Consider the following 18,753-nt stretch of genomic DNA (forward strand, 5'->3'; position numbering starts at 1 on the left):
GTGCGGTGCGCCTCCCGGCGGGGGGTCGTGGTGCGGGCCGTCGCTGGTGCCGGGTGCCGGGTGCCGGGTGCCGGGTGCCGGGGGCCGTGGTGCGGGGTGCGTTGTGGTTCCGGGTGCCGGGGCCTCCGGAGGTACGTGTCCGGACTGCGCTGCGATCGATGTGCGACTCCGTCGCGTGGTCACCGCGCTTCGCGCGAGCTGCGACGCTTTACGTCCGGACACGCACCTCCTCCGACCCCGGCCCCCTCCCGTCCGTGGTTGCACGCACCGGTCGTTCCGCCACGGCACAAGCCCAAGAACTACGCCGGGTCGTCCGCCAGTTCTGCCACTCCTGTGATGCGATGCAGCGGATACGTGCGGACCTCGTCCGCCGTGTGGTCGTAGCCCGTGACGTAGCCGCCCTCCACCCGTACCGGGGCGATGACGCGCTGGCTGGCCGCGCCGTCCGCGTTGACGTAGCCGATCCAGACCGCTGAGCCGGTCATGGCGGCGGCCTGGACCGTGGCGAGGGTTTCGGCGGAGGTGGTGCGGGGGAGTGCGCCGTTTCTGGAGGCGGCTGCCGCGGAGGCCAGGGCGGCCGAGCCGGAGCCGGAGGGTTCGGGGACCGGTTTGTGGACGACCGTGGCGGCCAGGTCGCCCGCGCGGATCGCCTTCACCGCCGCGCTGAGCAGCGCCGTGTCCGGGGTGGGGGGTCCGTCCGGGACCGGGGCGGGGGCCGTTCTGGGCGGGGTGCGGTGGGCGTGGGCGCGGGTGATCATGACGTCGCCCTCGGCCGACTCCGCGGCCGGTGCGAAGCCCATGACGCGCAGTCCGTCGAGCAGGGTCACCGCGTCGGCGTGGGCGGCCAGCACGGTCGGGGCGAGGCGGCGCAGCCGCAGGCCCTGGGAGCGTTTGTCGGCCAGGATCTCGTCGAGTACGGCCTCGTCGTCGCAGCGTACGTACGCGGAGGCCGCGCCGACCCGGAGGTGGCCGTGCTTACGGGCCACGTCGTCGATGAGGTAGGCGAGCGGCTGCGGGACGGGCGTACGGCTGTGGTTCCTGAGGAAGTCGTGCAGGTCGGAGGCCGACTGTCCGGCGTCGAGCGCGCGGCGTACGGAGCCCGGGGTGAAGCGGTAGACCGTCGCCCCGCCCTTCGACTCGACATCGGCGGCGATGGCGAGCAGTTCGGCCAGCGGGCGCAGGAGCGGGCCGGGCGCCACGGCGGTCAGGTCGGCCTGGAGGAGGACATGGTCGAGCGGTTCGGGGAGGAGCGGCGCGAGGGCTCGGGCGGCCCGGAGGCCCGCCGCGGCCAGTTCGGCGTGGGTGCCCGCGCCGTCGCCGGGGGTGTGCGCGGCGTCCTCGGACGGTCCCAGCAGCGCCCGTGCGTGCGACGCCAGCGCCCCCCGGCCCGTGACGCCCAGCATCTCCGCCTCGTTCAGCGTCCACGCCGCCAGCCGGGCGCGCAGATCGTCATGCCGGCCGGTGCCGGACGCGCCGCGCAGGGGCCGTTCCCAGCGGAGCCGGGCGAGCAGCGACTCGGGGTCGGGGGCGGTGCCCTCGGGGAGGGTGGCGAGGAGGTCCAGGATCCGGCGCCGTACCTCGGGCGCGGCGCCGCGGTCGAGGTCGGGGCCGAGCGCGGCGAGCGTGCGGCCCTTGGAGTCCTGGCCGCCGACCAGACCGGACGTGCGGGTCGCCGTCAGCCAGGCGGTGGCGAGCCGGGCCCAGCGTTGCGGGGCGGGCAGTTCCTGCCAGTCGTCGTAGGCGGGCGTCGGCGCGTACCGCTCGTCGGCTTCGCCGTCGGCCGCCAACAGCCCGGCCGAGAAGGCGAGTTCGACCCAGAACGCGGCTACCGGCTCGGTGACGTCGAGCGCGGTGGCGGTGCGCTTGAGGTCGCGTACGGACAGGCCGCCGGCCCGCAGGACGTTCGGGCCGCCCTCGTTCCAGTCCTTGGCCAGTTCCTCGACGGTGGCGAGCGCGGTGTACGCCTGCCCGGCCGCCGTGTTGTCCACAACCTGTGGACGGGCGCCCGTGCTCGCGTCCGAGGCACGCGGCGCGACGGTGGGTGCCACGGGCTCCGGCGTACGGTGCGCGCGCCCGGCGCGCAGATGGAGCGCGGCCTCGCGCGGCAGGACGACCGTACGGGTCGTCGCGGGCAGCAGCAGCCCGCGGTCGCGCAGCCACTGCACGGGCGGGGTGGGGCTGGAGGTGACCTCGCCGTACGGCGGCCCCCACACCAGCCGGTCCAGCACCGACAGGGCATCCACGGGCGCGGTGTCGAGGAGCGCCGCCATCCGCGTCCGGTCGGTGAAGAGCGCGGTGAGCGAGGCCACCGCGGAGACCGGATCGTGGGTGGAGGGCAGCCCGGCGGCGGTCAGGATCTCCTGGAGCCGGCCCGGCGACATGCCGGCGGTGGCCTCGGCGACCGTCGGACCGAGCCCGGTCGGCGAGGGGTGGGTGGGGGAGGGAGCGAGCAGCTCGCGGGCGGTGCGTACCAGCCGCAGCCGGTCGTCCCCGCCCCAGATCAGCGCCCGGTCGCGCAGCGTCTCCACCGCGCGGGGCAGGGCCGCCTCGATCTCCGGGTCGCCCTCGTCGCCGGTCAGCAGCGCGCGCAGCGTGTCGTACGGCGCGGGCTCCGTGGCGACGGCCAGGGCCTCCGCGGTCTGGAGCGTGAACCGGTCGAGCCGCTCCAGCGCCCGGACGACGGAGGCGCGGGTGCCCGCGCGTGTCGCGAGCTGCGAAAGGTCGCTCGGTACGGGGCTGAGCAGATCGGGGCGGGCACGCAGCAGCGCGACGAGCGATCCGTCGCCCTGGGTGCGCAGGGCCTCCGCGAGCGTACGCGGTGGCGTACCGCCGGTTCCTTCTGGCACGTGCGCCTCCTGGTCAGGCTTCGCGGGTCCCCATCCGTTCCACGTTAACCCTGGGAGGCGCTCTGCCCGTGCCCCCGGGCCATGGGGGCGCCACCGCGCCTTTCTTCGTACTGGATGCATGGGGTGGACGTACGGGGGTGACTTCGACACGATCGCCTACGGGTATCCGCCGTGACGGCGGCTGCCGGGCGTGCTTGTGCGGAGGACTGTGTGGGGATCGAGAGCGATCAGCTGGTCTATGACTACCTGAGCCGCGTGGGAGACGAGGCGCAGCAGCGGCATCTGCCCTCCGGGGACCGGATGCGGCTGGTGTCGTCGCTGCGGAACGAGATCGACAAGCAGCGCGGGAAGGCCGGCGGGGACAGCCCGGCGGCCGTACGCCGCATCCTGGGGCGGCTGGGGACACCGGACGCGGTGGTACGGGCGGCCTCCGAGGGCGGCGCGGGTGACGACGCCCCGGCCCGCGCGGACGCCCCCGCCCCCCGGGCCCCGGAACCGCAGCCCGTACTGCCGGAGCAGCGCACCCGGCGGATGAAGGGGGCCAGGAGACTGGTCATCCCCGAGCAGGCGTCGGAGTCGCCCGCGCCCGCGTCACCGCCGCACCTGGCGGGGATGGACGAGCTGGGCCCGCCCGGCGGCGGGCAGCCCGACTGGTGGCGGATCGAACCGGGTCCGATGGGTACGGCCGAGCAGGTGCCGGGGTTCGTGGGCGGCGTCGAGATCCCCGACATACTCAAGCCACCGCCGGAGCCGAAGGAGAAGCCGGACAAGGCGGGCGCCGAGGCCGAGGGCGGGGACGGGGACGCGACGGAGGACCGGGCGGAGGAGGCGGCGGGCGGCGCGGGCCGTCGCCGCCGGCTCCCCCGGCTCCCGCGCCGGGGCCGGGGCCGGGGTCAGAACAACGCGGAGAAGCGGGCCGGACTCTCCCACCCGTTCCTGCTGCTCGCCGCCGCGCTGCTGGTCGCCGGAGCGGTGTTCGGCTCCTGGCTCGCCCTGGGCGGCGGCTGGCTTCTCGCGTACGCCTCCCGCACGCTCTCCCGCGCCGAGGCCAAATGGGCGGTCTTCGGCCTCCCCGGGGTCTCGGCCGCCGGAGGCCTGGTCTGGCTCTGGGGCCGGCTCGACGGCCGCTGGGGAGAGGCGATCCCGGAGGACGGGATGGCCGACGCCCTGTCGAGCGCCTGGCCGGTGGTGCTCCGTACGGCGGCGGTGACCTCAGCGCTGTATCTGGTCTGGCGGGCACGGCGGAAGCCCGCGAGTTAGGCGGGGTGCGTGCGGCTGTCCGGACACCCGCGCGCACCCCGCCCCCCTCACTCCGTCTCGCGCGCTCCACCGGAATCCACAACTCCGCGTCCGCCCGCGTCCCGTCCTCCGACACCCGGGTGCGCAGCAGCTCCGGGCCCGGCACGCTCCGGTACGGGTTGGACGGGAACCACTCGGTGTAGACGTCCCGCCACAGGTACTGGAGCGCCCGCGGGAACTCGCCCGAGCTCTCGAAGACCGCCCATGTCCCCGCCGGGATCCTCAGCGTCTCCATCCCCTCGGGCGCGGGCGCCTCGGTCACCACGCCGTGCAGATAGTCGAGTTCGGTGCCTTCCGCGCGGCTCTCGGAGAGGTTGTCGGTGACGGCGATGATCCCGCGCGGCTCCCGGTCCGGAGGCGCCCCCAGCTCCCCCAGCTCCTCAAGCCTCCGCAGCGTCTCCCGGCCGAGGCCCCGGATGAACGAGACGATCGCGGGGTTCATGCCCTCGTGCACGAGCGGGACCCGTGTCTTCGGGCCGACCACCCTGAACTCCGGCTTCTGGACCACCCGGTACCGCATGTCGGTACTCCCTTCGACGATGAGGCGGAAGGACATCCGTGGCTGGGAGCGCAGCGCCGCGCCGGTCCGCCGGGCCTCGCCAGGACCGACGCCGTGCAGGGCACGGAACGCGCGCGCGAACGCCTCGCCCGAGCCGTACCCGTACCGCACCGCGACATCGAGCAGCGTCCGCTCCCCGCCGAGCACGTCGGCGCCCGCGACGGTGAGCCGCCGGCGCCGGATGTACTCGGAGAGCGGCATGCCCGCCAGCGCGGAGAACATCCGGCGGAAGTGGTACTCCGACGTGACCGCGATCCGCGCGAGTTCGGCCACCTCGATCCGCTGCCCGAGGTTCCGCTCGATGTGCTCCATGGCCTGGTTCAGCCGTTCCAGCATCACCGGACCTCCTTCCCTTGCTGATCAGCCACGTTAGGGAGGGGCGGCCCCGCGGGACCCGGCAATCCGTGCCCGGTCCTGTCGGGTCGCGGAGAAGGCGACAGGCTTATGAGGAGGTATCACCCGGCCGGTACGGTGCGCCCGGTACCACCAGCGGCGATCCCGTCACCGGGTCCGGGACCACCACCGACTCCAGGCCGAAGACCTCCCGTACCAGCTCCGCCGTCACGACCTTCTCCGGCCGCCCCTCCGCCACGATCCGCCCCGCCTTCATCGCGACCAGGTGATCCGCGTACCGCGCCGCCTGGTTGAGGTCGTGGAGCACGATCACGACCGTACGGCCCTGGTCGTGGTTGAGGCGGCGGACCAGATCGAGGACCTCCACCTGGTGCGCGATGTCCAGGAACGTCGTCGGCTCGTCCAGCAGCAGCAGATCCGTCTCCTGCGCGAGCGCCATCGCGATCCACACCCGCTGGCGCTGGCCGCCCGACAGTTCGTCCACCGAGCGGTCGGCGAGAGCCGTCACGTCCGTACGCTCCATCGCGTCCGTCACCGCGCGCTCGTCCTCGTCCGACCACTGCTGCCACCAGTGCTGGTGCGGCTGACGGCCGCGCGAGACCAGGTCGGCGACCGTGATGGCCTCCGGGGCGACCGGCGACTGCGGGAGGAGGCCGATCGACTGCGCGATCTTCCGGGTCGGGATCCGCGCCAGCTCCGTACCGTCCAGCAGTACGGAACCGCCCCGGGGCTTCAGCAGCCGGCCGAGCGCGCGCAGGGTCGTCGACTTGCCGCAGGCGTTCGGGCCGACGATCACCGACACCTGCCCGTCGGGGACGGCCAGGTCCAGTCCGTGGACGACCGTGCGGTCCTCGTAGGCGAGCGTCAGCTCGCGGGCGACGATCCTGCTCATGCCTTGCCTCCTGCGGTACGGCCCGTACGGCCGCGGACGATCAGCCAGATCAGATACGGGGCGCCGACCGCCGCCGTCAGTACACCCACCGGGAGTTCGGTCGGGGACAGCAGCCTGCGGGCGAGCAGATCGGCGAGGACGACGATCACCGCGCCCATCAGCGCCGAACACAGCAGCGGGATCTGCGCGGTACGGGTCATGCGGCGCGCGATCTGCGGCGCCAGCAGCGCCACGAAGTCCACCGGACCCGCCGCGCCCGTCGCGACCGACGCCAGCACCACACCGAGCAGCACGAGCCCGAGCCGGACGCGGCCGAGCCGTACGCCCAGGCCCGTGGCGGTGTCGTCGTCCATCGAGACCGTGCGCTGCGCGTACGCCGCCCACAGCACCGCGGGCACCAGCGCGAGCAGCAGCCAGCCGAGCGGCGCGGCGGCGTCCCAGCCCCGGCCGTTGAGCGAACCGGTCATCCACACCTGGGCCTGCTGGGCGACCAGATAGTCGCCCTTGGTCAGGAAGAGCGTGGTGATGGAGCGCAGGGCGATCGCGAAGCCGATGCCGATGAGCACGAAGCGCGTGGCGTGCAGCCCGCCGCGCCAGGCGAAGACGTACACCAGCGCCGCCGCGACGATGCCGCCGGCGACGGAGAGATAGGGAAGGACGGCGTACGAGGTGACGCCGAAGGTCATCGCGCCGACCGTGAGCGCGCTCGCGCCCTGGCTGATGCCGATGATGTCCGGGCTGGCGAGCGGATTGCGGGCGACGGTCTGGATCAGCGCGCCCGCGATGCCGAACGCGAGCCCGACCAGCAGTCCGACCACCATGCGCGGCAGCCGCAGGGTGCCGACCACCAGCTCGTTCGCCGCGGGCTGTCCCAGCAGCACCTTCAGGACGTCGGACGGCGGTACGAAGCTCTCGCCGACGCTGAGATACGCCACGCACACGGCCGCCAGCGCGACGGCGAGCGCGCCCGCCACGGCCGCCGCCCGCCGGTGCAGCAGGAACGAGGCGCGTCCGAGCCGTACCCGCGTATAGCCCGCGGGCCGGATCCCGCCCGCCCCGGCAACGCTCTCCGGGGCCTCCTTGAGGGCCGTCGTCATGCCGGCACCGCCTTCCGGCGTACGAGAGCGACCAGGAACGGCACCCCGAGCAGGGCCGTCATCACACCCGCGGGGACCTCGCTCGGCGGGAAGACGATCCGTCCGATGACATCGGAGACCAGCAGCATCACCGGGCCGATCAGGGCCGCCATCGGAAGCACCCAGCGGTGGTCCGAGCCGACGATCGCGCGGGCGATATGCGGAACGGCGAGACCGATGAAGGCGATCGGTCCCGCCGCCGCGACCCCCACTCCGGTCAGTACGGTCGCGCCGAGGCCGCCGACGATCCGGACGGCCGCGACGTTCTGGCCCAGGCCCTTCGCCACGTCCTCGCCGAGGGCCAGGGCGTCCAGGCCACGGGCCACGGATATCACCAGTACGGTGCCGAGCAGCAGGAACGGCCAGACCTGACCGGCCACTTCGGCGTCCCGGCCCGCGATCGAGCCGACCTGCCAGAAGCGGAACTCGTCCAGCGTCGCCGCGCTCGTCGTCAGCACGCCCATCGTGACCGACACCAGCAGCGCGTTGATCGCCGCGCCGCCGAGGGCGAGTTTGACCGGGGTCGCGCCGCCGCGTCCGCTGGAGGCGATCGCGTACACCGCCACCGACGCCACCGCCGCGCCCGCGAAGGCGTACCAGACATAGCCGGAGAGCGTGTGCACCCCGGCGAAGGCGATGGCCAGGACGACGCCCGCGGAGGAGCCCTGGCTGATGCCGAGGATGCCGGGGTCGGCGATCGGGTTGCGGGTGATGCCCTGGAGCGCGGTGCCCGCCAGGGCGAGCGCGGCGCCCACCATCAGCCCGATCAGCGTGCGCGGCACCCGCAGTTGGCGGATGACCTCGGCGTCGTCGCTGTGGCCGCCGTACAGCAGCGCGTCGACGACGGCGGAGGGAGCGACGGCGCGCGCCCCGACCGCGAGACTCAGCAGGACCGAGAGCAGCACGGCCGCGACGGCTGCCGCCGTCCAGCCGATACGGCGGGCGACCAGGGCGTTTCTGGTGCTGTGGATCGGCGGGGCGGCGGCGGGCATCGGAACCAATCGGACGGTGCGGCAGGACGCGGGAGGGCGGACAGCGATGGTTAGGCTTGGCTAAGTCTAAGCATCCGATTCCGGCCATCCGCCGGGGCCCGGCGCCCGTACCGGCGGCCTGGGCACAATGGCCCCATGGCTTCCCTCACGGCTCGGCAACCGCTCACCGTCGGCTTCGACCTCGATATGACCCTGATCGACTCACGGCCCGGCATTCACGCCGTCTATCAGGCGCTCTCCGAGGAGACCGGGGTCCCGATCGACGCCGATCTCGCGGTCACCCGGCTCGGGCCGCCGCTCGAACAGGAGCTGGCTCACTGGTTTCCGGAGGAGCGGGTCGGTGAAGTGGTCGACCGTTACCGGGAGATCTATCCCACATTCGCGATCCCGCCGACGCGGGCGATGCCCGGCGCCCGCGAGGCCGTCACCGCCGTCCAGAAGCTGGGCGGGCGCGCGATCGTCATCACGGCCAAGCACCAGCCGAACGCCGAACTCCACCTCACGCACCTCGGAATCAAGCCGGATGCGGTGATCGGCTGGCTGTGGGCCGAGGCCAAGGGCGAGGCGCTGCGGGAGTACGGCGCCTCGGTGTTCGTCGGCGACCACATCGGGGACGTACGGGGCGCGCACACGGCCGGGGCGCTGGCCGTCGCCGTACCGACCGGGCCGTGCGACGAGGAGGCGCTGCGCAGGGCCGGAGCCGAGGTGATGCTGCCGGACCTGACGGCCTTCCCGGCCTGGCTGGAGGGTTACGCGGCCGGCCTGGCCCGCCGGCGCTGAGCGGCGATCGAGCGCAGCACACCCGCGGCGGCGATCAGGAAACCCACGCCCATCAGCATGCAGACGGCGTAGGCGACGGACGGGAAGGGCTCGGAGCCGAGGAACAGCGGCGCGACGGTGATCAGGGTGGCGAGGGCGCCGACGATGAAGACGATCGCGCCGATACGAACCAGCCCGTCGCCGGGTCCGGCCTCTTCCGTCGCACGGGGTTCAGGAGTAGCAGTCACGCCACCAGGGTAGTTCCCTGCGGAAAGCAGCGGACAGGAACCATCCGGCGACGTCTTGTCACCAGCCTCTGGACCATTAGCCTTGGTGGTGGCGGGTCGATGGACCCGCTGTAGTGCTATCCAGAGCCGTTTTTGTGCGCGTCAGGGGGTGTCGACACCTCCGGCGCCCCAACGAGTACGAGGACGAGGACAGACGTGCCTACCGGCAAGGTCAAGTGGTTCAACAGCGAGAAGGGCTTCGGCTTTCTCTCCCGCGACGACGGCGGCGACGTCTTCGTGCACTCGTCGGTCCTCCCCGCCGGAGTCGACGCCCTCAAGCCAGGCCAGCGCGTGGAGTTCGGCGTGGTAGCGGGACAACGCGGTGACCAGGCGCTCTCGGTGACCGTCCTCGACCCGACGCCCTCGGTCGCGGCGGCGCAGCGCCGTAAGCCCGACGAACTGGCCTCGATCGTCCAGGATCTGACGACGCTGCTGGAGAACATCACGCCGATGCTGGAGCGCGGGCGCTACCCCGACAAGGCGCAGGGCGCGAAGATCGCGGGCCTGCTGCGCGCGGTGGCGGACCAGCTGGACGTGTGACCGGGGCGGGTGAGCCGGGCGTGTGATCCGGCGGGACGGTTTCAGACGAAACGCAGCGCGTCGTGGCCGAGGGGAGGTACGAGCCCCTCGGCCGCGGCGCGGGTGAGCAGCCCGCGGACGGCCGCGTAGCCGTCCTCGCCCAGATCCGCGGTGAACTCGTTGACGTACAGCCCGATGTGCTGGTCCGCCACCGCCGGGTCCATCTCCTGGGAGTGCGCCAGTACGTACGGCCGCGAGGTCGCCGGATCGTCCCAGGCCATCCGGACCGACCTGCGGATCGACTCCGCCAGCAGCTGGAGCACTTCGGTGCCCAGCGACCGCTTCGCGATGATCGCGCCGAGCGGGATCGGCAGCCCGGTCGTGGACTCCCAGTGCTCGCCCATGTCGGCGAGCCGGTGCAGCCCGTAATCCTGATAGGTGAAGCGCGCCTCGTGGATGACGAGTCCGGCGTCCACCCTGCCGTCGCGCACCGCGGGCATGATCTCGTGGAAGGGCAGCACGACGACCTTGCCCACCCCGCCGGGGAGTACATCCGCCGCCCACAGCCGGAAGAGCAGATAGGCCGTGGAGCGCTCGCTCGGCACGGCGACGGTCCCGCCGGTCAGATCGGCGCCCGGCTCCCTCGTCAGCACCAGCGGGCCGCAGCCCCGGCCCAGCGCGCCGCCGCAGGGCAGCAGCGTGTACTCGTCCAGGACCCAGGGCAGCACGGCGTACGAGACCTTCAGTACGTCGAACTCCCCGCGCTCCGCCATGCCGTTGGTGATGTCGATGTCCGCGAACGTGACGTCGATGTCGGGCGCGCCGGTGACCCTGCCGTGCGCCCAGGCCTCGAAGACGAAGGTGTCGTTGGGGCAGGGCGAGTAGGCGATCTGCAGCGGCTGCGGGGTCATGACGGCTCCTCGAATACGGGGGTGAGCAGCGTGAACGCGTACCGCAGCGCGTCCAGCGCCCCGCCGATCCGCCAACTGGCGCGGTCGCGCGGGCCGACGGTGTTGGAGACGGCGCGGATCTCGGCGCACGGTACGGAGTGGGCGGCGGCGGCCTCCGCGACCCCGAAACCCTCCATCGCCTCCGCGGCGGCGCGTGGATGACGCGCGGTCAGCTCGGCGGTACGGGCGGCCGTGCCCGTCGCGGTGGTGACGGTGAGGACGGGCGCGAGGACCGAGTGGACCCGCGGATCGGCGGCCAGGACCTTTGACAGCCGGGCCGTCAGCGCGGCCGGCGGCGCGTGGACACTACGGCCGAAACCCAGCTCCTCGACCGGCAGATAGCCGTCGGGGGTCTCGGCGCCCAGATCCGCGGCGATGATCGTGTCCGCCACGACGAGCGAGCCGAGCGGGGCGTGGGGCGCGAAGCCGCCGCCGATACCGGCAGAGATGACGAGATCGTACGGCGGGTCGTACGGGGAGGCGGCCAGCGCCGTTGCCGTGGCGACCGCTGCCGCCGCCGGTCCCGCGCCGCCGGCCAGCACCTCCACCACCGGTATCCGCACGGATCCGGGCCTCGGCGTGAACTGCGCGTGGGTCGTCATCTCGTACCCACCCGTCAGCTCCCGGACACCGGCGCCCGCGAACCGGCCGAGGCCCGTGGCGACGGCGTCCGCCTCCGCGGCCACCGCCGTGACGACAAGTACACGCATGGCGGGAGCCTCCAGGGGCGCCCGGCCTCCGGGACCGTACCGGCCGCCGGATCACCGGGTCGGTCAGGAATTCTTCTTCTTGAACTCGAAGTGCCAGATGCCGGTCAGTGTCTTGCCGTTGGTCTCCACGATGCTGACCTGCGTGTCGTTCGTGGTCTCGCCGGTCTGGGTGGAGAAGAACGCGTTGCCGGGGATGGTCCGGTAGGTCTTCTTGTAGGGCTCCTGCTCGGCCTGCTGGCCGTTGATGAAGAGCGTCCAGCCGTGCTCGGCGATCGTCGGGTCGACCCCGAAGCGGACCTTGTCGTCCATCGCGATCTCGACGACCTTCTCCGCCTTCTTGTTCAGGCAGGGCTGGATGTCGGCGGTCTTGATCGCCTTGCCGTCGTTGTAGCAGGCCGCTTCGGTGTTGATCGAGTTGTCACCGACCGTCACGGTCGCGAGCGGCGTCGGCTTTTCACAGGCGGCGAGGACGAGGAGGCCGGCGGACACCGCGCCGAGGGCGGCGGCGGCCCGGCGGGACCTACCAGAGAAGAACGCAACGGTCATGGGGCGAAGGCTATCGGTCGCCCGCGCCCACGCCGCGAGGGGGTACGGCGAGCCGTCGGCCGGCCGTACCGGGCCGGGCCCGGCCGGGGTCACGCGACACGCGCGTGGGCCGTGCCGCGACGGGACGCGGTCAGCAGTCCGCGTACGGCGGCGATCGCGCCGATCCCGACGATCGCCGCGGCGACGGACATCCCCAGCACGCCGTTGAGCGGCAGCGCGATACCGATCGCGCCGCCCACCACCCAGGACATCTGGAGCACCGTCTCGGAGCGGGCGAAGGCGGAGGTCCGCACCTGCTCGGGGACGTCCCGCTGGATCACCGCGTCCAGGGAGAGCTTCGACAGCGCCTGGGTGAATCCGGCCACCGCGCAGAGCACCGCCATCATCAGGCCGCCGAAGAGCAGCGCCGCGACGATCGCCGCGGACAGGGCCATGCCCAGGACGGTGGCGATGATCAGCTCAGGACCGCGGGCCTTCAACCAGGCGCCGACCGCCGTCCCCAGCGCGTTCCCCGCCCCCGCGGCGACGCCGACGATGCCCAGGGAGACGACGGCGCTGTAGCCGGAGAGCGGATGCTCGCGCAGCAGGAAGGCGAGGAAGAAGGTCAGGAAGCCGGAGAGGGCGCGGTGGGACGCGTTCGCCTGGAGGCCGTGCAGCACCGCCGGGCCGACCGTACGCAGCGAGGGCTTCCGCTTCTCCCCGTGGACGACCGTGACCAGCCGCGCCCTGCGTTCGCCCTTCGCGGAATCCACCGTGCGCGGCAGCGTGAACGCCAGGAACGTTCCGGCGAGAAAGATCAGGCACGCGCCGTACAGCGGCCACTTCGGACCGATCTGGTGCAGCCCCGCGCCGATCGGCGCCGCGACACCGGTGGCCAGCAGCCCGGCCAGCGTGACCCGGGAGTTGGCCCGCACCAGTGAGAAACGCGGCGGCAGCAGCCGGGGGACGACCGCGCTGCGGACCACCCCGTACGCCTTCGACGCCACGAGCACCCCGAGCGCGGCCGGATACAGCTCCAGACTGCCCGTGATGACGGCGGTCGACATCAGGATCGCGAGCGCGGCCCGGGTGAACATGGCGCAGGCCATGGCGGCGCGGCGGCCGTGCGGGAGATGGTCGAGGAGCGGGCCGATGACGGGGGCGAGCAGGGTGAAGGGCGCCATCGTGACGGCGAGATAGAGGGCGACGCGGCCCCGCGCCTCGTCCGTCGGCACGGAGAAGAAGACCGTGGACGCGAGCGCGACGGTGATCATGACATCGCCCGCGCCGTTCACCGCGTGCAGCTCGATCAGCTTGCTGAGCCCCGACTCACCCGCGCCGTGCGCGTGGGTGGCCTTGCGGATTCCCCTCGCCCCGGCGGTGAAAGGGATCCGCAGGGCATGGCCGATGGCCCGCCCGGCCTTGCGGACCGGGCCGGCCGTATGTGTGTCGGACGACCTGACGGCTGCCACCTCGTCATAGTGCCCCAAGGGCCCCTGGTGCGAACCGAACCCGGGCATGACGGGGCCGTGACGGTGCCATGAAGGACGAGCCGGCGGGGGCCACCGGCGAGCCGGGGAGAGTTCACCGGCCGGTACCGGAACGAGTCGGTCCGCCGCCGGGGGCCCGGACGCGCGCGGAATCTCTGCCGGCTCGTCTCGCAACTAGGGCCGAACACATTGTCGGCCTCCCACCATGGGGTTTCTCCGGGTCACGGCCTGGTTGCGGTGTGGTCCGAAGTCCGGGAAAGACGGCGTGCAGGTGGGCGGGGGGCGAGAGAGGGGGTAGCGTGCGTAGCGCGCCACCGGCGGTTGTTCTCGGCCGCGCGCCTCTTCGTCATCCCGCAGAATGGATAACGGTAGGTGTGCCCGAGGAGAGATCGGGCGTGGACGTCGATGCGGCCCTCAGGTCCGCTCCGCCCTCGGCTCGTACATCGCGAATCGGCCGGCGCACCCGTGAGACGGCGTAGGAGAGAAGCGAGACCTGTGAGTGCTGCGACGACGCGAAGCCGAACCCCCGACCGCCTGTGCGCCGAGGCGGTAGACCTCGCCAGGTCGGCTGCCGAGGAGGCCGCCGCGCCCGGCGTCGTCGGGGAACACGTCTCGGTGGTGGCGGACGGGGACCGGGTCGTCACGCACTTCTTCGAGTGCAAGGAGCCCGGCTACCGGGGCTGGCGCTGGGCGGTGACGGTGGCGCGGGCATCCCGCGCGAAGGTCGTCACGCTGGACGAAACGGTGCTGCTGCCCGGCCCCGACGCGCTGCTGGCCCCTGAGTGGGTGCCCTGGAGCGAGCGGCTGCGGCCCGGCGACATGGGCCCCGGCGATCTGCTGCCCACCGAGGCGGAGGACCTGCGGCTGGAGCCCGGCTACTCCGGCGCGGACGCGGTGCCGCCGAACTCCGTGCTGCCGGAGGTGATGACCCCGCGGAACCTCGCGGAACTCGTCGAGGCGGAGGACGCGGGGCCGGATCTGGAACCGGCCGACCGCACGGGCACGTCGCCCGTGCCCGAGCGCGGCTCGATCGCGTCGGTCGCCGAGGAGCTCGGCATGCGCCGGGCGCGGGTGCTGTCGCGATACGGGCTGCACGCGGCGGCGGACCGCTGGGACGAGGCGTTCGGCGCGAAGACCCCGATGGCACAGGCCGCCCCCGCGCCCTGCGTGACCTGCGGCTTCCTGCTACCGCTGGCGGGCTCGCTGCGGCAGGCCTTCGGCGTCTGCGCGAACGAGTTCTCGCCGGCGGACGGGCGGGTCGTGTCGCTGGCGTACGGATGCGGGGGGCACTCCGAGGCGGCGGTGATGCCGAAGCCGCCGCGGCGGGCGGCGCCGGTGCTGGACTCGATGGCGACGGACGCGTTTCCGCTGAGACCGTCGGCGGACAGTGGGTCGGTGATCACGGCGGAGGACGACTCGGAGGACCTGGGACACTCTTAGCCTCCCGGCTGGGGGTCGTGGGTCTTTGGCCTCGGCCCGGTTTCCCGGTGCGGTGTGCCGTCCGGCGGGGGTCGTGGGCCGGTCGTCTTTGACCTGGGGCCGCTGGTCGGGGTGCGGGTTGTTGCCGGGTGGCGCTCCGGGGCGGTGTGCCGTCCGGCGGGGGTCGTGGGCCGGTCGTCTTTGACCTGGTGCCGGTGGTGCGGTGCGGGTTGTTCGGTCCGGGTTGTCTTTGGCCGGGGCCGGTTTCCGGGTGCGGGTTGTTGCCGGGTGGCGCTCCGGGGCTCGCGCCCGGGACGGCATGATTTACGGCGCGGCTCTGCCCAAGGTCTAGACACGGGCGGTCGCGCGCCACAAATCACGCTTTAGTGTCCCGGACACGACCCCTGCGCGCCCCCCTTTACCGCCCGCACAGGCGGCCCGGCCGTGCGCGAGGCGGCGGCACCGTCCCACCGGGTTGCACCCGCCCCCAACCCCGAGCCGGGCGGCGAGTCGCCAGGCCCGCCGGGGGGAGGGGGTCGGGGTCGGAGGAGGTGCGTGTCCGGACGTAAAGCGTCGCAGCTCGCGCGAAGCGCGGTGACCACGCGACGGAGTCGCATATCGATCGCAGCGCAGTCCGGACACGTACCTCCGGAGGCCCCGGCACCCGGCACCACAACGCACCCCGCGCAACGCCCCCCGCCGAGAGGCGCACCGCACCACGGCCCCCCGCCGGGAGGCGCACCCGCACCACGGCGCCCCGCCGGGAGGCGCACCCGCACCACGACCCCCCGCCGGGAGGCGCACCCACACCGCCCGTCGCGATACGTTCGGGCCCGCACATACGCGACAGCGAAAGAGCGGAGTCAGAGCGTGAGCGTCAGGACCACCGAAGGGGCCGACCCGTTCGGGACCGCGCGGCTGCGGCGTGGGGTGCTCGATGCCTGGGGGGCCAGTCCCGCGCGGTTCCGGGAGGACGCCAACGCCGAGGAGGACCTCGCGCTCGGCGGCTACCGCGACCGGCTCGTCATCGAGCTGGCCCAGAACGCCGCCGACGCGGCCGCCCGCGCCGGCGTGAAGGGCCGGCTCAGGCTGACCCTGCGGCCCGGCGGAGCCGACGGCCCCGCCGTACTGGTCGCGGCCAATACCGGCGCCCCCCTCGACGCGACCGGCGTCGAGTCGCTCAGTACGCTGCGCGCCTCGGCCAAGCGCGAAGGGCACGAGAGCGCCGTCGGCCGGTTCGGCGTCGGGTTCGCCGCGGTGCTCGCCGTCAGCGACGAGCCCGCCGTCATCGGACGGCACGGCGGCGTCCGCTGGTCCCTCGCGGAGGCCCGTGAGCTGGCCGGGCGGGCCGCGCAGGCGTCCCCCGGTCTCGGGGACGAGCTGCGGCGCCGTGACGGACACGTACCGCTGCTGCGGCTGCCGCTGCCGGCGGAGGGCACGGCGCCCGAGGGGTACGACACCGTCGTGATCCTGCCGCTGCGGGACGGCACCGCCGCCGATCTGGTGGCGCGGCTCCTCGCCGAGGTCGATGACGCGCTGCTGCTGACGCTCGCCGGACTCGCCGAGGTCGTCATCGAAACCCCCGACGGGGAGCGGGTGTTGCGCCGCTCGCAGGACGGGCCGTACATCGACGTGGACGACAGCGCGGACGGCGCCACGCACCGCTGGCGGGTCGTCGGCCGCCATGGCGCGACCCCGCCCGCGCTGCTCGAAGGGCGGCCCGTCGAGGAGCGGCTGCGGCCCCACTGGTCCGTCACCTGGGCCGTGCCCGTGGACGACGAGGGCGCCCCGGCCCGGCCCCGTACCGCGCCCGTCGTGCACGCGCCGACGCCCACGGACGAGCCGCTCGGCGTGCCCGCGCTGCTGATCGCCTCGCTGCCGCTGGACACCACCCGGCGCCATCCCGCGCCGGGACCGCTCACGGACTTCCTGGTCGGGAAGGCGGCCGACGCGTACGCGGAGCTGCTGGGCGGCTGGGAGCCGGTCTCGACCGGCACCATCGATCTGGTGCCCGGTCCGCTCGGCAGGGGCGAGCTGGACGGCCGGCTGCGGGCCGCGATCCTGGAGCGGCTGCCCCGGGTCGCCTTCCTCGCCCCGGCGGCCCCGAGCGAGGAGCTGACCGCGCTGCGCCCGTTCGAGGCGGAGGTCGTGGAGGGCGCGGGCGCCGACACCGTGAACGTGCTGGCGGAGGTGCTGCCGACCCTGCTGCCCGCCGGGCTCGAGCGGCGGGTGGAGCTGCGCACGCTGGGCGTCGGGCGGCTGCCGCTCGGCGAGGCCATCGAGCGCATCGCCGGCGCCGAGCGCCCGCCCGCCTGGTGGTGGCGGCTGTACGAGTCGCTCGCGGGTGTCGACCCGGAGCGGCTGTCCGGGCTGCCGGTGCCGCTGGCCAACGGGCGTACGACGATCGGGCCGCGCCAGATCCTGCTGCCGCTGCCGGACGCCGCGTGGTCGGCCGAGCTCGCGCGGCTGGGGCTGAAGGTGGCGCACCCCGAGGCCACGCATCCGCTGCTGGAGAAGCTGGGCGCGCTGCCCGCCACGCCTCGTGCCGTACTGACGACCCCGCAGGTACGCGCGGCGGTCGCCGCTTCGATGGACGCGGGCGAGGTCTGGGACGAGGACGTCGACACGCCCGACGCGGAGGAACTGGCCGAGATCGTGCTCGGTCTCGTACGGGACGCCGGTCTGGAGGCGGGGGACGAGCCGTGGCTCGGCGCGCTCGCGCTGACCGACGAGGACGGCGAGCTGGCACCGGCCGGTGAACTGGTGCTGCCCGGCAGCTCGTTCGCGTCCGTGCTGCGCGAGGACGAACTCGCCTTCTGCGACGCGGAGCTGGCCGAGCGCTGGGGCGAGCAGCCGCTCGCCGCGTGTGGCGTCCTGGCGGACTTCGCGCTCGTACGGGCCACGGATGTGGTGCTGGACCCGGATGAACTGGAGCCCCGCGAAGGGGACTTCGCCGAGCCCGACGACGCCGGGCTGCTGGACGCGGTCGACGTGTGGTGCGAGGACGTACTGGACCGGCTGCCGGAGACGCCCGTACCGCCGGTCGCGACGGAGATCGTGGCCGTACGGGACCTGGACCTGGTCGACGACGACGCGTGGCCGCGGGCGCTGGCGCTGCTGGCACGGCCGCCGCTGCGGGACGCGCTGACCCAGTCCGTACGGGTGCTGCTGCCGGACGGGACGACGGAGACGGTGCGTTCGTACACCGCGTGGTGGCTGCGCGACCATCCCGTACTCGACGGGCGACGCCCGGCCGGCCTGCGGGCCGCGAGCGGTGACCCGCTGCTGGCGGGGCTGTACGACTCCGTGGACGCGACGGGCTTCGACGACGCGCAGGTGCTGCGGGCGCTGGGGGTACGGACGTCGGTCGCCGCGCTGCTGGACGAGCCGGGTGGCGCGGCGGAGCTGCTGGGGAGGCTGGCCGACCCGGACCGGGCGGTGACCCCGGAGCAGCTGCACGGGCTCTACACCGCGCTCGCGGACCTCGATCCCGAGCAGGTGACGCTCCCGGACGAGCTGCGGACGGTCGTCGACGGCGAGGTGCGGGTGGCCGACGCGGCGGACGCGGTGATCGCGGACGCGCCCGATCTGCTGCCGCTGGCGGGCGGACTGCCGCTGCTGCCGGTCTCGCCGACCCGGGTGGCCGAGCTGGCCGAGCTGCTCCAGGTGCGGCGGCTGAGCGAGGTGATGGCCGGCGCGGCGGAGGTGACCACGGAGGGCGAGGAGCACACGGTCCCGGAGTCCGTCCGCGTACTGCTGGGCGCGGACACCCCCGGCACCTATGTGGAGCACGAGGAACTCCTCGCGGGCGGAGTCGAGCTGGACTGGCGCCGTACGCCGGACGGAGTGCTGCACGCGGCGACGCTGGAGGGCGTGGCGGCGGGGCTCGCCTGGGCGGCGGGACAGTGGCCGCGGCGCTTCGAGGTCGCGGCGCTGCTGGAGGACCCGTCGCGGACGGCGGAGCTGGCCAGGGACCGCTGGTTCGACTGAGGGTGGCCGGGGCGGGCCCGGCCCCT

At 73.8% G+C, this 18,753-nt stretch carries 14 protein-coding genes and 1 pseudogene; 5 read left to right on the forward strand and 10 right to left on the reverse strand.

Annotated features, from left to right (window positions below):
• Window positions 1-299: 299 nt before the first annotated feature.
• Window positions 300-2,846, reverse strand: a complete 2,547-nt coding sequence (locus ACFRKB_RS15445; RefSeq protein WP_383106278.1) for a helicase-associated domain-containing protein — start codon at window positions 2,844-2,846, stop codon at window positions 300-302.
• 210 nt (window positions 2,847-3,056) lie between these two features.
• Between ACFRKB_RS15445 and ACFRKB_RS15450 the strand changes: the two genes are divergently transcribed.
• A complete protein-coding gene (locus ACFRKB_RS15450; protein ID WP_383106279.1) occupies window positions 3,057-4,106 on the forward strand; it encodes a hypothetical protein in 1,050 nt (349 codons plus the stop codon).
• Window positions 4,107-4,167: 61 nt separating this feature from the next.
• Here the strand turns inward: ACFRKB_RS15450 and ACFRKB_RS15455 are convergent.
• From ACFRKB_RS15455 to ACFRKB_RS15470, 4 genes and pseudogenes are all read right to left on the reverse strand, one after another.
• Window positions 4,168-5,040: pseudogene (locus ACFRKB_RS15455) on the reverse strand (AraC family transcriptional regulator); the annotation flags it as partial.
• A 106-nt stretch (window positions 5,041-5,146) separates the two neighbouring features.
• Entirely contained in the window at window positions 5,147-5,950 is an 804-nt protein-coding gene (locus tag ACFRKB_RS15460; RefSeq protein WP_383106281.1) for an ABC transporter ATP-binding protein, read from the reverse strand.
• Window positions 5,947-7,047, reverse strand: coding sequence for a FecCD family ABC transporter permease (locus ACFRKB_RS15465; RefSeq protein ID WP_383106282.1), 1,101 nt, complete (start codon window positions 7,045-7,047; stop codon window positions 5,947-5,949). The genes ACFRKB_RS15460 and ACFRKB_RS15465 overlap by 4 nt, the downstream gene beginning before the upstream one ends.
• Window positions 7,044-8,078, reverse strand: coding sequence for a FecCD family ABC transporter permease (locus tag ACFRKB_RS15470; RefSeq protein WP_383106284.1), 1,035 nt, complete (start codon window positions 8,076-8,078; stop codon window positions 7,044-7,046). Before ACFRKB_RS15470 ends, ACFRKB_RS15465 begins: the two co-directional genes overlap by 4 nt.
• Before the next feature lie 135 nt (window positions 8,079-8,213).
• Between ACFRKB_RS15470 and ACFRKB_RS15475 the strand changes: the two genes are divergently transcribed.
• A complete protein-coding gene (locus tag ACFRKB_RS15475) occupies window positions 8,214-8,858 on the forward strand; it encodes an HAD family hydrolase (RefSeq protein ID WP_383106285.1) in 645 nt (214 codons plus the stop codon).
• Here the strand turns inward: ACFRKB_RS15475 and ACFRKB_RS15480 are convergent.
• Entirely contained in the window at window positions 8,828-9,085 is a 258-nt protein-coding gene (locus tag ACFRKB_RS15480) for a hypothetical protein (RefSeq protein ID WP_030355894.1), read from the reverse strand. The two genes, ACFRKB_RS15475 and ACFRKB_RS15480, sit on opposite strands and share 31 nt — an antisense overlap.
• Before the next feature lie 195 nt (window positions 9,086-9,280).
• Here ACFRKB_RS15480 and ACFRKB_RS15485 point away from each other — a divergent pair, with 195 nt between their 5' ends.
• The gene (locus ACFRKB_RS15485; protein ID WP_308354918.1) at window positions 9,281-9,664 is read left to right on the forward strand and encodes a cold-shock protein; all 384 of its coding nucleotides are present in this window, start codon (window positions 9,281-9,283) and stop codon (window positions 9,662-9,664) included.
• A 41-nt stretch (window positions 9,665-9,705) separates the two neighbouring features.
• Here the strand turns inward: ACFRKB_RS15485 and ACFRKB_RS15490 are convergent, their stop codons facing one another.
• The 4 genes from ACFRKB_RS15490 to ACFRKB_RS15505 all read right to left on the reverse strand — a co-directional run bounded on the left by ACFRKB_RS15490 (window position 9,706) and on the right by ACFRKB_RS15505 (window position 13,300).
• A complete protein-coding gene (locus ACFRKB_RS15490) occupies window positions 9,706-10,554 on the reverse strand; it encodes a 1,4-dihydroxy-6-naphthoate synthase (RefSeq protein WP_383106287.1) in 849 nt (282 codons plus the stop codon).
• Window positions 10,551-11,303: a futalosine hydrolase gene (locus ACFRKB_RS15495; RefSeq protein WP_383106288.1), complete on the reverse strand. Its 753-nt coding sequence runs from the start codon at window positions 11,301-11,303 to the stop codon at window positions 10,551-10,553. Before ACFRKB_RS15495 ends, ACFRKB_RS15490 begins: the two co-directional genes overlap by 4 nt.
• A gap of 63 nt (window positions 11,304-11,366) precedes the next feature.
• Window positions 11,367-11,849 (reverse strand): DUF2771 domain-containing protein, encoded by a 483-nt coding sequence (locus tag ACFRKB_RS15500; protein ID WP_365972201.1) that lies wholly within the window; start codon window positions 11,847-11,849, stop codon window positions 11,367-11,369.
• A gap of 89 nt (window positions 11,850-11,938) precedes the next feature.
• A complete protein-coding gene (locus ACFRKB_RS15505; RefSeq protein ID WP_383106290.1) occupies window positions 11,939-13,300 on the reverse strand; it encodes an MFS transporter in 1,362 nt (453 codons plus the stop codon).
• A gap of 513 nt (window positions 13,301-13,813) precedes the next feature.
• Here ACFRKB_RS15505 and ACFRKB_RS15510 point away from each other — a divergent pair.
• Window positions 13,814-14,758: a DUF3027 domain-containing protein gene (locus ACFRKB_RS15510; protein ID WP_383106292.1), complete on the forward strand. Its 945-nt coding sequence runs from the start codon at window positions 13,814-13,816 to the stop codon at window positions 14,756-14,758.
• Window positions 14,759-15,607: 849 nt separating this feature from the next.
• Window positions 15,608-18,727, forward strand: coding sequence for a sacsin N-terminal ATP-binding-like domain-containing protein (locus tag ACFRKB_RS15515; protein WP_383106293.1), 3,120 nt, complete (start codon window positions 15,608-15,610; stop codon window positions 18,725-18,727).
• Window positions 18,728-18,753 lie beyond the last annotated feature (26 nt).

The organism is Streptomyces scopuliridis, from assembly GCF_042790125.1.
GTDB lineage: Bacteria > Actinomycetota > Actinomycetes > Streptomycetales > Streptomycetaceae > Streptomyces > Streptomyces scopuliridis_A.